Source organism: Oceanicella sp., assembly GCF_056449545.1.
Genome location: NZ_JBWOMN010000001.1, coordinates 23966 through 37383, shown reverse-complemented (window position 1 = coordinate 37383; position 13418 = coordinate 23966). Strand labels below are relative to the sequence as shown.

The 13418-nt window shown below is 69.6% G+C and carries 12 protein-coding genes and 1 tRNA gene; 9 read left to right on the top strand and 4 right to left on the bottom strand.

The window, feature by feature from the left end; translation table 11 throughout:
* Positions 1 to 1386 (bottom strand): DNA cytosine methyltransferase (locus tag AC1HC7_RS00165; protein ID WP_479498523.1); only part of this gene is annotated, 1386 nt, incomplete at its 3' end.
* Between the two features lie 67 nt (positions 1387 to 1453).
* Here AC1HC7_RS00165 and AC1HC7_RS00160 point away from each other — a divergent pair.
* Complete coding sequence (locus AC1HC7_RS00160) at positions 1454 to 1951, top strand: very short patch repair endonuclease (RefSeq protein ID WP_479498522.1); 498 nt, start codon at positions 1454 to 1456, stop codon at positions 1949 to 1951.
* A gap of 310 nt (positions 1952 to 2261) precedes the next feature.
* Here AC1HC7_RS00160 and AC1HC7_RS00155 read toward each other — a convergent pair.
* The 3 genes from AC1HC7_RS00155 to AC1HC7_RS00145 form a co-directional block, all read right to left on the bottom strand.
* Positions 2262 to 2351 (bottom strand) — tRNA-Ser (locus AC1HC7_RS00155).
* Positions 2352 to 2414: 63 nt separating this feature from the next.
* Positions 2415 to 3638: a kynureninase gene (gene kynU / locus AC1HC7_RS00150; protein ID WP_479496651.1), complete on the bottom strand. Its 1224-nt coding sequence runs from the start codon at positions 3636 to 3638 to the stop codon at positions 2415 to 2417.
* A gap of 76 nt (positions 3639 to 3714) precedes the next feature.
* Positions 3715 to 4788, bottom strand: coding sequence for an NAD(P)H-dependent glycerol-3-phosphate dehydrogenase (locus AC1HC7_RS00145; protein WP_479496650.1), 1074 nt, complete (start codon positions 4786 to 4788; stop codon positions 3715 to 3717).
* A 352-nt stretch (positions 4789 to 5140) separates the two neighbouring features.
* On the opposite strand from AC1HC7_RS00145, the gene AC1HC7_RS00140 reads away from it, so the two are divergent.
* The 8 genes from AC1HC7_RS00140 (at position 5141) to AC1HC7_RS00105 (ending at position 13389) form a co-directional block, all read left to right on the top strand.
* Entirely contained in the window at positions 5141 to 6181 is a 1041-nt protein-coding gene (locus tag AC1HC7_RS00140; protein ID WP_479496649.1) for a rod shape-determining protein, read from the top strand.
* Positions 6182 to 6264: 83 nt separating this feature from the next.
* Positions 6265 to 7212: a rod shape-determining protein MreC gene (mreC, locus tag AC1HC7_RS00135; protein ID WP_479496648.1), complete on the top strand. Its 948-nt coding sequence runs from the start codon at positions 6265 to 6267 to the stop codon at positions 7210 to 7212.
* Positions 7209 to 7763, top strand: a complete 555-nt coding sequence (gene mreD / locus AC1HC7_RS00130) for a rod shape-determining protein MreD (protein ID WP_479498521.1) — start codon at positions 7209 to 7211, stop codon at positions 7761 to 7763. Before mreC ends, mreD begins: the two co-directional genes overlap by 4 nt.
* Positions 7760 to 9763, top strand: coding sequence for a penicillin-binding protein 2 (gene mrdA, locus AC1HC7_RS00125; RefSeq protein ID WP_479496646.1), 2004 nt, complete (start codon positions 7760 to 7762; stop codon positions 9761 to 9763). Before mreD ends, mrdA begins: the two co-directional genes overlap by 4 nt.
* Positions 9763 to 10902, top strand: coding sequence for a rod shape-determining protein RodA (rodA, locus tag AC1HC7_RS00120; protein WP_479496645.1), 1140 nt, complete (start codon positions 9763 to 9765; stop codon positions 10900 to 10902). Before mrdA ends, rodA begins: the two co-directional genes overlap by 1 nt.
* Before the next feature lie 52 nt (positions 10903 to 10954).
* Positions 10955 to 11896 carry an NAD(P)-dependent oxidoreductase gene (locus AC1HC7_RS00115; protein WP_479496644.1) on the top strand — a complete coding sequence of 314 codons (942 nt, stop codon included), beginning with the start codon at positions 10955 to 10957 and terminating at the stop codon, positions 11894 to 11896.
* Positions 11897 to 11976: 80 nt separating this feature from the next.
* On the top strand, positions 11977 to 12777 hold the full coding sequence (locus AC1HC7_RS00110; RefSeq protein WP_479496643.1) for a DUF502 domain-containing protein: 801 nt from the start codon (positions 11977 to 11979) through the stop codon (positions 12775 to 12777).
* Positions 12778 to 12783: 6 nt separating this feature from the next.
* On the top strand, positions 12784 to 13389 hold the full coding sequence (locus tag AC1HC7_RS00105; protein ID WP_479496642.1) for a LysE/ArgO family amino acid transporter: 606 nt from the start codon (positions 12784 to 12786) through the stop codon (positions 13387 to 13389).
* The last annotated feature ends 29 nt before the right edge of the window (positions 13390 to 13418 follow it).

The following is a 13418-nucleotide window of genomic DNA, read 5'->3' as shown; positions in this document are numbered from 1 at the left end:
CGTCAGGCTGCGGCACTGGGCCGGATCGGGGTGGATGAAGTAGTGCCCGTCCTTCGAGATGTGGCTGGTGATGGTCGTCGAGGGCTCGTGCGCAAGCTGGACCCTGAACCTGTCATTGAAGGCGCCGGTGCTCCAACTCCGGTGATCCGGATACAGTTCCGGCGGAAAGTCTGCGGCCTTGGGACTGTAGCGATGCACCTGCCCGAATGCGGACACGAACAGATACCGCCCCAAGTCTGACGCCATGTGCCCGCGCGTCTCGTGCTGGGCAATGGCACGCAGGTCCGGCCGCTCGAGCCAGCGCAGCAGTTCATCGTTCGAGGTGCCATAGCCATCCGGCAGGCATGACGAAGTCCGACGGCTCGGCGCTCCCGACTTCATTCGCTTGGCAACGGATGAGAACGCCTCCCGAAGCGGAGTGTTCTCTTTCCCCTTGTGGATTTTGGCCAGGAGTTTCGCCGCTTCGACAACCTCGTTTTGCCACGCCGATGAATCGTCTCGACCACGACTGATGCCGCTGCGCAGGTCGGGCATGGTCCCGATCACGTCACTGACCGTTCGCGTCAGGCCCGAGACGGCAATCCCGGCGCGCGCAGCCTTGCCCGCAAGGTCGGACCGAATTCCGACGATGATCACCCTGTGGCGCCGTTGCGGGACCCCGAATTCCTCGGCGCGCACAATGAAATCAGACGGTCGCGCTACTTCTTGCAGGCTGGCTTTTCCATTTTCCAGCCGGACGGCGAACAGCTCGTAGTGATGATCTTTGCCCGTACCAAGCGAGGACAGGTCCTCCATCAACATATCGAAGACAAGTCGGCTTTCGACGGTCGAGGACAGCATGCCCTTGACGTTTTCCATCACGAAAGCGGCGGGACGAAGCCTGTCGAGCACGCGGATGTACTCTCGGAACAGGTAGTGCCGCTCATCCTCTTCAGGCACATAGCCGATCTTGCCCTTCGCCCGGGCGCGCCCCACCAGGGAATAAGCCTGACAGGGCGGTCCGCCGATCAGAATCGTATCATCATGGTTTTTGCGCAGCTTCGCGATGGCACCGTCAATAGCCGTCGCAGCAGCCTCAGTGCCGAGTTCGAGTGCACGAGCCTCATCAATGGCTAGCTGCCACGCTTCGGCGTCGACCTCGGACCAATCCGGCTCGGGGACAAGCCCCGCATGGAAATCGATGAACTGGTCGGGCAAGGCGCCGTTACGCGCCCGGTACTCGCGCAGGAACGCGCGCAGCCTCAGAGTCCGGTGAGCCGATGCCTCCTTCTCGACCGAGATCCGGATCCTGAACGGCGCATGGCCTTCTTGGACGAGGGAGGCAAAGCCCTCGCCAAGTCCTCCCGGACCAGCAAACAGATCGACGATGCCGAAAGTGGAAGGCAAATCAGACTCCTGACGAAATTCATTCAGCCGGTGTATACCAGGTTCCAGAACAAAGACCAGGGTGCACGTGACAGATATCGTAGACAAACAGACCCGCTCTCGGATGATGGCCGGGATCAGGGGCAGGAACACGAAGCCGGAACGCGTATTGCGCCGGGCGCTGCACGCCTGCGGCTTCCGCTATCGCCTGCATGCGAAGAACGTCGCCGGCCGCCCCGACCTCGTGCTGCCAAGGTACCGGGCCGTCGTATTCGTGCACGGATGCTTCTGGCATCGGCATGAGGGGTGCCGCTATGCCACGACTCCCGCCACGCGCCCGGAGTTCTGGCAGGCCAAGTTCTCGGCCAACGTTGCGCGGGACATCGCGGTGCGGGACTCACTCCTCGAGACCGGCTGGCGCGTCGCAACGGTATGGGAATGCGCGTTGCGAAAACTGGAGCAGGTCGAAGACGCGACAGAGGTCCTGTCAAAGTGGCTTCGCAACGGCACCGACATGATCGAACTTGGCGAGCGGGAAATTACAGCGGCCGAATGCTCCAGCACCAACGGCATTCCTGTCGACTGATTGCACCAACCTGGATCGCTGGAAGCGAAGTGAACCGGCACCTGGCGAACGTCCGACCCGGGTCGATTGTCGGCAAACGCGACCGCCATCGAAGTGTTCAGGTTGCGTTACAAAATAATGATGTGATTTCACTACGTTGCGAAAAATTCATCAAATCACCGCAGTCATGAGGTTCAGAGAATAACGGCCCGGAGAGACCGATTTTAGGCATTTCGCGCGGTCGAAGGTGAATGGCCGGCCCGCTTAACCCTTGAAAACAAGGGGAAAACTTGGGGTCTGCGGGGACGGAGAAAAATTCCTCACAGGACAATGGCGGAGAGAGCGGGATTCGAACCCGCGATAGAGTTGCCCCTATACACGCTTTCCAGGCGTGCGCCTTCGACCGCTCGGCCACCTCTCCGGTGCGGGGATTTATACCGGCGCGCCGGGGTGTTGCAAGGGCATTTGCGCCGGCGCGCGCGACTCACGTCACCTTGGCGCGCACCCGGAACGCGGGGCGATCCCACAGGCGGCGCTTCAGGACCGTCTCCAGATGCGCCGCCGCGTCGCGCGCGTCCGTTTCGCTCACGTAGAGCGGCGCGAAGCCGAAGCGCATCACGTCGGGCGCGCGAAAATCGCCGATCACCCCGCGCGAGATCAGCGCCTGCATCGCCGCGTAGGCCTCGGGGTGGCGAAACGACACTTGCGAGCCGCGCGCGGCGCCATCCCGGGGGCTGGCCAGCGTCAGGCCCTCGCCGGCGCAGCGGCGCTCGACCTCGGCGATGAACAGGTCCGTCAGCGCGATGGAGCGCGCGCGCAGGGCGTTCATGTCAATGTCCTGCCAAAGCTCCAGCGCCGCCTCCAGCGCGATCATCGACAGCACCGGCGGGGTGCCGACCCGCAGCCGGTCGGCGCCGGGGGCGGGGCGGTAGGCCGGGTCGAATTCGAAAGGCGCCGCATGGCCCATCCAGCCGGCGATCGCCGAGGCCATCCGGTCCGCGTGGCGCGGCGCCGCATAGGCGAAGGCCGGCGCGCCCGGGCCGCCATTGAGATATTTGTAGCCGCAGCCCACGGCGAAATCGGCGCCCGCCCCGGCAAGATCCACCGGCAGCGCCCCGGCGGAATGCGCCAGATCCCACAGCGTCAGCGCGCCGGCGTCATGGGCCAGCGCGGTCAGCGCCGCCATGTCGTGGCGCCGGCCGCTGCGGTAGTCGATTTGCGTCAGCATCAGCACGGCGACGCGGTCGTCGATGGCGCCGGCCACCGTCTCGGGCGCGACCACGCGCAGTTCATGCCCCTGCCCCAGCGCGGCGGCGAGTTCCCGCGCCGCGTAAAGATCGGTGGGGAAATTGCCGCTGTCCGACAGGATGATCTTGCGACCCGGGCGCAGGCGCAGCGCCGCCGACAGGGTTTTCACCACGTTGACGGTGGTCGAATCCCCGGCGATGACATGGCCTGCCTCGGCCCCGATCAGCGCCGCGATCCGATCGCCGACCCGGGCCGGCAGGTCGAGCCAGCCAAGCCCGTCGCAGCCCGCGTTCCAGCCGCGGATCAGCAGCCCGCCCCATTCGGCCTCGACCGCGCGGGCAAGGCGCGCGGGCACGTGGCGCGGCAGCGGGCCCAGCGAATTGCCGTCGAGATAGATCACGCCCTCGGGCAGATCGAATTTGTCGCGTCGCAGGATCGCGTCGGTGGGCGTGGCGCTCATGGGCTGGATTCCCTCGCTGGCGTGATGGTTCGCGCAGCCTATCGCCCGCGCGCGGCGGGCTCCAGAGCCTGTCGCATCAGGGTTCGCCGCGCAGCGGCCGCGTCATCAGCGATTCGATGGCCGCGTCCAGCGGCGCGCCGTCCTCGATCACCGCGCGCACCGCCTCGCAGATCGGCATCTCCACGCCATGGGCGCGGGCCAGATCGGTGACCGAGACCGCATTCGCCGCGCCCTCCACCACCGCGCGCCCCCGCGCCAGCAGCGCCGCCGCGTCGCCGCCCTCGCCCAGCGCCTTGCCGAAGGCCATGTTGCGCGACTGTTCCGAGGAACAGGTCAGCGCCAGATCGCCGAGCCCGGACAGGCCGGCGAGCGTTTCGGCCCGCGCGCCCATGGCGGCGGCCAGCGCCTGCATCTCCGCCAGCCCGCGGGTGATCAGCGCGGCGCGGGTGTTGGCGCGCATCCCCAGCCCCGTGGCCACCCCGCAGGCGATGGCGATGACGTTCTTGGCGGCGCCGCCGATCTCCACCCCTGTCACGTCGTCCGAGACATAGGGGCGAAAGCTGCGCGACCCGAACGCCGCCGCCAGCCGCGCCGCCAGCGCCGGGTCATGCGCGGCGATGGTGACGGCGGTGGGCAGGCCCTCGGCGACCTCGACCGCGAAGCTCGGTCCCGAAAGCACGGCGCAGGGGCGCCCGGGCAGTTCCTGCGCGACCAGTTCGGCCATCAGCAGATGCGTGCCCGCCTCCACCCCCTTGGCGCAGATCATCAGCGGCAGGTCGGGCGGGCAATGGGGCGCCAGCGCGGCGCAGACCCCGCGCAGATGCTGCGAGGGGATGACCAGCGCCGCCGCCCCGGCCCCGTCCAGGGCGTGGGCGAGATCGGCGGTCGCCTCAACCCGCGCGGGAATCGGATGATCCGGCAGACAGGGCGAATTGCGGCCCGATTCGGCGATCGTCGCGACGGTTTGCCGCGACCGCGCCCACAGCCGCACGTCGCGCCCGGCCCGCGCCGCGGCCAGGGCCAGCGCCGTGCCCCAGGCCCCCGCGCCGATCACCGCGATGCGCCGCGGCGCGGGCCCGGCGGCGCGATCACGCGCCGCGCCGGCGGCGGCGGATTTCGCCCCCGCGGCCCCGTCGGTCTTCATCGTCATTCCAACCACCTGCGATCCCCTCGTCGGCGCGCCCGCCAGCCCCGCGCATCCACGTCGCAAGTCTATGCTGCACTGCGAGATTGTCGAGTCCGCCGCGGCCGCGAACGCCCCGCCCGGCCCGGATCCGCGGGCCCGCGCCCCGATCCGCCGCGACTGGCGGCGGCGGGCGACAGGCGAAGCCGCTCCGGCGAAGAATCCTTTTGCGACGGTCTGCCCGGCTCTCTATATACAAAGCCCAACACCGATCCGAACCTCGATCCCAGATCTGGCCCGACACGGCCCGATGCCGGGGTCGGCTTCGGCCTCATTCACTGGCGCGAGCACGGTCGGACCGCGCTAAAAGGACAAATAGATGCTGAGCAGCATTCTGGGCGCGTTCTCGTCCGACATGGCGATTGACCTGGGCACGGCGAACACGCTGGTCTACGTCAAGGGCCGGGGCATCGTGCTGAACGAACCCTCGGTCGTGGCCTTCGCGGTGAAGGACGGCAAGAAAGAGGTCCTGGCCGTGGGCGAGGACGCCAAGCTGATGCTTGGCCGCACGCCGGGCTCGATTCAGGCGATTCGGCCCATGCGCGACGGGGTCATCGCCGATTTCGACGTGGCCGAGGAAATGATCAAGCATTTCATCCGCAAGGTGCACAAGCGCGGCTCCTGGGCCTCGCCCAAGATCATCTGCTGCGTGCCCTACGGCGCGACGCCGGTGGAAGAACGCGCCATTCGCGAAAGCGTCATGGCCGCCGGCGCGCGCCGCGCGGCGCTGATCCCCGAACCGATCGCGGCGGCCATCGGCGCCGGCATGCCGATCACCGAGGCCACCGGATCCATGGTGGTGGACATCGGCGGCGGCACCACCGAGGTGGCGGTGCTCAGCCTCGGCGACATCGTCTATGCGCGCTCGGTGCGGGTGGGCGGCGACAAGATGGACGAGGCGATCATCTCGTTCCTGCGGCGCAAGCAGAACATCCTCATCGGCGAGGCCACGTCGGAGCGAATCAAGACCGCCATCGGCACCGCGCGCATGCCCTCGGACGGACGCGGGCAATCGCTGGAGATCCGCGGCCGCGACCTGATGACCGGCATCCCCAAGGAAACCGAGGTCACCCAGGGCCAGATCGCCGAGGCGCTGGCCGAACCGGTGCAGGCGATCAAGGAAGCGGTGATGAGCGCCCTCGAGGCCACCCCCCCGGACCTGGCCGCCGACATCGTCGAGCGGGGCGTGATGCTCACCGGCGGCGGCGCGCTGCTGGGCGATCTGGATCTGGCCCTGCGCGAACAGACCGGGCTGGCGATCACCGTGGCCGAGGAGCCGCTCAGCTGCGTGGCGCTGGGCACCGGCAAGGCGCTGGAGCATGAGAAGGACCTCATGCATATTCTGAGCTACAAGTCCTGAACCGCCCGGCGCCCCGATTCGCGCTGAAGGCGAGTTCGGGAGGCGCGACCCGGCCCCCGCGCCGGGCCTGACGGAGATCCTGCGTGAGCAGCGACGGACGCATTCGCAGCAAGGAAATGACCCGCGCCCTGCGCCGGGTGCTGGTCTTCGTGCTGAGCCTCGCGCTGCTGGCGACGTTCGTGCTGTGGCGCATCGACAACCCGCGCGCCGAACGCCTGCGCATGTCGGCGGTGGAGGCCCTGCGCCCGGCCATGGAATGGACCGCCGGGCCGGCGCGCTTCATGAGCGACCTGTTCACCGATTACGAAAAGATCACCCGGGTCTACCAGCAGAACGCCGAACTGCGCCGCGAAATCCAGCGCCTGCGCGCCTGGCGCGAGGTGGCCCAGCAGCGCGAACAGGAAAACGCCAGCCTGCGGGCGCTCAACAACGTGCGCCTGGCGCCCGCCGCCGGCTTCATCACCGGCGAGGTGATCGCCGATTCCGGCGGGCCGTTCCTGCAGACCGGGCTGGTCAATGTCGGCTATCGCGACGGGGTGCAGGACGGCGCGGCGGTGGTGGACGGCGCCGGGCTGGTGGGCCGGGTGGTCGGCGTCGGGCGGCACGCCGCGCGCATCCTGTTCGTCACCGATTACTCCAGCCGCATTCCGGTGCTGATCCGCCCCTCGGGCCGGCGCGCGATCCTCGGCGGCGACGCCACCGGCGCGCCGAAGCTGGAATTCCTCGAAGACCCCGAGGGCGTGTCCCCCGGCGATCGCATCGTCACCTCGGGCGACGGCGGGGTGTTCCCGCCCGACGTGCCGGTGGGCATGGCGGTGGTCGGCGCCTCGGGGACGCCGCGCGCGCGGCTGTCGGCGGATTTCGCCCGGCTGGAATTCGTGCGAGTGCTGCGCTACGCGCCCGAAACCGAGATCGACCGCCCCGGCGGGCTGATCGACCGCCGCCCGGCCCCGCCGGCGCCTCAGCCCCCGATCCCGGGCGCCCCGCAGACGGACGCGGGCGGACAGCCGCTGGCGCAGGGCGGCCAATGAGCGACGCGTCGAAAACCATCGACAACGTCTTTGGCGGCGTCGTGCTGCTGGCGGCCGGCTTCGCCGCGCTGATCGTGCAGCTGGCGCCGCTGGGGCTGCGCCCGGCGGATGCGGGCTCGCCGGACCTGTTCTACTGCGTGCTGGCGTTCTTCGCGCTGCGCCGCCCCGACGTGGCGGGGCCGCTGACGGTGTTCGCGCTGGCGCTGATCCAGGACGCCCTGCTCGGCGGCCCGCTGGGCGCCGGGGCGCTGGGGCTGATGCTGACCTACGAGGCGCTGAAGCTGCGCGCCCGTCAGGCGCGCCGCCACGGGCTGGCGCGCAGCGTCTGGCGCGACTGGCTGGCCGCCGGCCTCGGCGCCGGCGCGACGCTGCTGATCCCGTGGCTGCTGATGCTGCTGAGCTTCGCCGACCCGCCGCCGCTGATCGACCTCGCCGAGCGCTGGCTGCTGACCGTCGCCAGTTTCCCGCTGGTGGCGGCGCTGCTGCGCTATGTGGGCCTGCAGCGCGGCCGGGATTCCCAGACCGACGCCCCGCGGGGGGATCCGCGATGAGCTTTGACGCCAATCGCGGCCGCTTCGGCAACCCGGCGATCACCCGGCGCGGGCTGATGCTGCTGGGGGCGCAGGCCGGGATGCTGGGCGTGCTGGGCTGGCGCATGCACCAGCTTCAGGTGGAGCAATCCGCCGAATTCCGCCTGCTGGCCGAGGAAAACCGCATCAACATCCGCCTGCTGCCCCCGGCGCGCGGGCAGATATTCGATCGCAACGGCGCGCCGCTGGCGCTCAACCGGCAGAACTACCGCATCACCATCGTGCGCGAACAGGCCGGCGACGTGGAGGCGGTGCTCGACAAGCTGGCGCTGCTGATCCCGATCACCGATCGAGAACGCGAAAAGGTCCTGCGCAAGATGCGCGGCACCGCCCGCTTCGTGCCCGTGGCGGTCACCGAGAACCTGACCTGGGACCAGTTCGCCCGGGTCAACGCCAACGCCCCCGCCCTGCCCGGCATCGACGTGGAGGTCGGCCTGACCCGCTACTATCCCGAGGCCGACACCCTCGCCCATGTCATCGGCTATGTGGGCCGGGTGAGCGAGCGCGAGCTGAAGGCCGACAAGGGCCGCACCCCGTTGCTGGAGATCCCGGATTTCCAGATCGGCAAATCCGGGCTGGAGCTTCGCGCCGAGACCCCGCTGCGCGGCGCCGCCGGGATCAGCCGCATCGAGGTGAACGCGCTGGGCCGGGTGATCCGGGAACTGGACCGCCGGGAAGGCGACCCGGGCGCCGACCTCCAGGTCACCACCGACCTCGCCCTGCAGCGCTACGCCATGGAACGGCTCGACGGCGAAAGCGCCGCCGTGGTGATGGTGGAGATCGCCACCGGGGATCTGGTGGCCATGGCCTCGTCGCCCGGCTACGACCCCAACCAGTTCGTGTTCGGCATATCGAGCAAGAACTGGCGGGCGCTGATGGACGACCCCTACCGCCCGCTGGCCAACAAGACCGCCTCGGGCCAGTACCCGCCGGGCTCCACCTTCAAGATGACCGTGGCGCTGGCGGCGCTGGAGGCCGGGGTGCTGGACCCGGCGGAACGGATTTTCTGCAACGGGCGCTACAAGCTCGGCAAGCAGACCTTCCACTGCTGGCGGCGCGGCGGCCATGGCAAGCTCAAGCTCGACGAGGCGATCACCCAATCCTGCGACGTGTTCTTCTACGAGACCGCCAAGCGGGTCGGCATCGACGCCATCGCCGGCATGGCGCGGCGTCTGGGGCTGGGGGTGAAGCCCGACCTGCCGCTGCCCGCCTTGCGCGGCGGGCTGATCCCCTCCACCGACTGGAAGCGGCGGGTCTACGACCAGGCGTGGCGCATCGGCGACACCATCAATTCCGGCATCGGCCAGGGCTATGTGCTGGCCACGCCGCTGCAGTTGGCGGTGATGACCGCGCGCATCGCCTCGGGGCGCGCGGTGGCGCCGCGGCTGGTGCGCGCACGCGAAGAACAGCTGCTGCCGGCGCCCTCGGCGCCGCCGCTTGACGTCAATCCTGCGCATCTGCGCATGGTGCGCGACGGCATGTATGGCGTGGTCAACGGGTCGCGCGGCACCGCGCGGCGCATGCGCATCGTCGCCGAGGACGTGCGCATGGCCGGCAAGTCCGGCACCTCGCAGGTGCGCCGCATCACCAAGGCCGAACGCGCCGCCGGGGTGATCCGCAACCGCGACCTGCCCTGGAAGCGCCGCGACCACGCGCTGTTCGTCGCCTTCGCCCCCTTTGACGCGCCGAAATACGCGGTGGCGGTGGTGGTCGAACATGGCGGCGGCGGGTCTTCGGTCGCCGCCCCGATCGCGCGCGACGTGATGATGCGCGCGCTGTGGGAAGGCGAGCCGCCGCTCTCCGCCTATCCGCAGGCGGAGCGGCGCAAGATCATGGAACAGCGCATCCGCCCCCCGACGCCCCGCCCCGATCGCGACCCCGGCCGGGGTCCCGATCCCGACGCCGCCCCGCCGGCGCCCGGCGGCGCGCCGCGCCGCGATCCCGGCCGGAGCCGCGCCTGATGGCCGCGGGGCTGCACCCGCGCGAGGCGCCGCTGACGCTCGCGGGCAAGCTGCTGCGCTTCAACTGGGCGATCGCGCTGCTGATCTGCGCGGTGTCGGGGATCGGCTTCCTGATGCTGTATTCCGTGGCCGGCGGCTCCTTCGATCCCTGGGCGAGCCGGCAGATGATCCGCTTCGCCATGGGCGTGGTGCTGATGATGACGGTGGCGATGGTGCATGTGCGGTTCTGGCGGTCCATGGCCCCGCTGGCCTATCTGGGCGGGGTCGGGCTGCTGGTGGCGGTGGACCTGATCGGCGCCACCGGCATGGGCGCCCAGCGCTGGATCGATCTCGGCTTCATGCAGCTGCAGCCCTCCGAACTGATGAAGGTGGCGCTGGTGATGGCGCTGGCGCGGTATTACGACTGGCTGGGGCGGGACCGGACCTCGCACCCGCTGTGGCTGCTGCCGCCGCTGGCGCTGATCGGCCTGCCCATGGCGCTGGTGCTCAAGCAGCCGGATCTGGGCACCGCGATCCTGCTGGCGGCGGGGGGCGGGGTGGTGATGTTTCTCGCCGGGGTCAGCCTGTGGTATTTCGCCGCCGCGATCGCCGCCATCGTCGGGCTGGTCAGCGCGGTGATGTATTCGCGCGGAACCGACTGGCAGCTGATCAAGGATTACCAGTTCCGCCGCATCGAGGTGTTTCTCGACCCGTCGCAGGACCCGCTGGGGGCCGGCTATCACATCACCCAGTCCAAGATCGCCTTCGGTTCCGGCGGACTGTCGGGACGCGGCTTCATGCAGGGCACCCAGAGCCGGCTGGATTTCCTGCCCGAAAAGCAGACCGATTTCATCTTCACCACCCTGGCCGAGGAATTCGGCTATGTGGGCGGGCTGTCGCTGCTGACGCTCTACGGGTTGATCGTGCTGTTCTGCACCCTGTCGATGATGTCCAACCGCAATCGCTTCGGGGCGCTGTTGACCGGCGGACTGACCGCGACTTTCTTCTTTTTCTTCGCCGTCAACATGGCCATGGTGACCGGGCTGGCGCCGGTGGTCGGCGTGCCGCTGCCGCTGGTCAGCTATGGCGGCTCGGCGATGCTGGTGCTGCTGATCGCCTTCGGGCTGATCCAGTCGGCCCATGTCCACCGCCCGCGCTGACCGCACGCCGCCGCATTCCCCCTTCAGCCCATCGACGCCCGGAGCCCGCGCCATGACCCTCACCGTTCTTTTCGGCGGCCCCCCGTCGCAGCGCGCGGTCTGGCGCGCGCATCTGGATCAGGCGGCGCGGGCCGCCGGGCTGGACATGCGGCTGGTCATGGATCCGGCCGAGACGGCCCCGGCCGAGGTCGATCTCATCATCTGCAGCCCCGAGGGCCCGGTGCAGGATTTCACCCCCTACACCCGGCTGCGCGCCGCGCTCAACATGTGGGCCGGGGTGGAGACCATGATCGCCAACCCGACCCTGAAGGCGCCGCTGACCCGCATGGTCGAACACGGGCTGACCGAGGGCATGACCGAATGGGTCGTCGGGCATGTGCTGCGCCATCATCTGGGCATGGACCGCCACCTGACCATGGCCAAAGGCGACTGGCCGCAGGATCACCCGCCGCTGGCCCGCCAGCGCCGGGTCTGCATCCTGGGACTGGGCGAACTGGGCGCCGACGCCGCGCGCGCGCTTGCGGCGCTGCGCTTCAAGGTGACCGGCTGGGCGCGCAGCCCCAGGACCATCCCCGGACTCGCATGCCTGTCCGGCCCCGGGGCGCTGGCCGAAACGCTGGCCAGGGCGGAGATTCTGGTGCTGCTGCTGCCGCGCACCGCCGCGACCGAAAACCTGCTGAACGCCGAGCGGCTGGCGCTGATGCCCAGGGGCGCGGCGGTGCTCAACCCCGGGCGCGGCGCGCTGATCGACGACGCGGCGCTGATCGCGGCGCTTGACGCGGGGCGGCTGTCCCACGCCACGCTCGACGTGTTTCGCGACGAACCCCTGCCCCGCGCGCATCCCTTCTGGGACCACCCGAAGATCACCGTCACCCCGCATATCGCCTCGGCCACCCGCCCGGACACAGCCGCCGCGGCGCTGGTGGCGCAGATCGCCCGCGCGGCGCGGGGCGAGCCGCTGTTGCATGTTGTCGAACGCGCCCGGGGCTATTAGGTAACGGATACGCATCGAGATCGAAACGCCGCGTCCGGGCCCCGCGCCTGATCGCGCTTCACATGATACGGAGCCGATCCATGGCCACGCAAAAGCGCAGCAGACGGCGCAAGCCGGCGCCCCGCCGCTCGCTCTGGCAACGCGCGCGCAGCAACTTCCTCACCGGGCTGATCCTGGTGGCGCCGGTGATCCTGACCATCTACCTGATCTGGACGGTGATCACCTTCGTGGATCGCCAGATCGTGCCCTGGGTGCCCGCCGCCTACAATCCGTCCACCTATCTGGGCACGGACATCCCCGGCTTCGGCGTCGTGGTCTTCGTGCTGTTCACGGCGCTGGTGGGCTCGCTGACCAAGAACCTGTTCGGCCGCCAGCTGGTGCATCTGGCGGAACGCTGGGTCGAACGCATGCCCATCGTGCGGTCGATCTACAACGCCCTGAAGCAGATCGTCGAGACCGTGCTGAGCCAGTCGAAAAGCTCGTTCCAGCACGCCTGCCTGATCGAATACCCGCGCCGGGATCTCTGGGCCATCGCCTTCGTGTCCACCGACACGCGGGGGGAGATCCTCGCCAAGACCCCCGACGACAAGATGATGAGCGTGTTCCTGCCGACCACGCCAAACCCCACCTCGGGCTTCCTGCTGTTCGTGCCGGTGCAGGACGTGGTGCTGCTGGACATGAGCGTCGAGGAGGCCGCCAAGCTGGTGATCTCCGCCGGGCTGGTGATCCCGCCCACGCCCGAGGAGCGCGCCGCGCAGATGAAGGCGGCGAGCAAGCCCCCGGGCAACGGCAAGACCGTCGCGACGCGGGGCGCCGCCAAGGGGGCGGCGAAGAAGCCCGCCGCCCGCCCGCCTTCGCGAAAACCCCCCGCCAAGGTCTGAGCCGGAGTGTTCGGCGCGGCAGCGACCGGGTTTGGCGCCAGCATCAGCCTGATCCTGGCCATCGGCGCCCAGAACGCCTTCGTGCTGCGCCAGGGCCTGCGGCGCGAACATGTGTTCGCCATCTGCCTGATCTGCGCGCTGTCGGACGCCGTGCTGATCGCGCTCGGGGTGGCGGGGTTCGGGGCGCTGGCGCAAGGCGTCCCCTGGATGCTGACCGCCATGACCTGGGGGGGCGCGGCGTTTCTGTTCGTCTACGGCGCGCTGCGGTTTCGCGCCGCCGCGACCGGCGCCTCGCTGCCCGTCGGGGGCGCGCCCCCGGTCATGACCCGCCGCGCGGCGCTGCTGACCACGCTGGCGCTGACCTGGCTCAATCCGCATGTGTATCTGGACACGCTGGCGCTGATCGGCGCGGTGGGGGCGCAGTTCGCGGGATCGGCGCGGCTGGCCTTCGGCGGCGGCGCGACGCTGGCCTCTTTCGCGTTCTTCTTCGCGCTGGGCTACGGCGCCCGCCTGCTGGCCCCGGCATTCGCCGACCCCGCCGCCTGGCGCTGGCTTGATTTCGGCGTCGGCGCGCTGATGTGGACCCTCGCGGCGGTGCTGATCCTGGGCTGAGGCACGCCCCGGCCGCCGCCCTCGGCGGC

Bases quoted from the DNA above. Each gene is read 5' to 3' on its own strand.
- mreD (WP_479498521.1), top strand. From the start codon at position 7,209: ATGAGCGACGCGTCGAAAACCATCGACAACGTCTTTGGCGGCGTCGTG.
- mrdA (WP_479496646.1), top strand. From the start codon at position 7,760: ATGAGCTTTGACGCCAATCGCGGCCGCTTCGGCAACCCGGCGATCACC.
- rodA (WP_479496645.1), top strand. From the start codon at position 9,763: ATGGCCGCGGGGCTGCACCCGCGCGAGGCGCCGCTGACGCTCGCGGGC.
- AC1HC7_RS00110 (WP_479496643.1), top strand. From the start codon at position 11,977: ATGGCCACGCAAAAGCGCAGCAGACGGCGCAAGCCGGCGCCCCGCCGC.
- AC1HC7_RS00145 (WP_479496650.1), bottom strand. From the start codon at position 4,788: ATGACGATGAAGACCGACGGGGCCGCGGGGGCGAAATCCGCCGCCGCC.
- AC1HC7_RS00140 (WP_479496649.1), top strand. From the start codon at position 5,141: ATGCTGAGCAGCATTCTGGGCGCGTTCTCGTCCGACATGGCGATTGAC.
- kynU (WP_479496651.1), bottom strand. From the start codon at position 3,638: ATGAGCGCCACGCCCACCGACGCGATCCTGCGACGCGACAAATTCGAT.
- AC1HC7_RS00115 (WP_479496644.1), top strand. From the start codon at position 10,955: ATGACCCTCACCGTTCTTTTCGGCGGCCCCCCGTCGCAGCGCGCGGTC.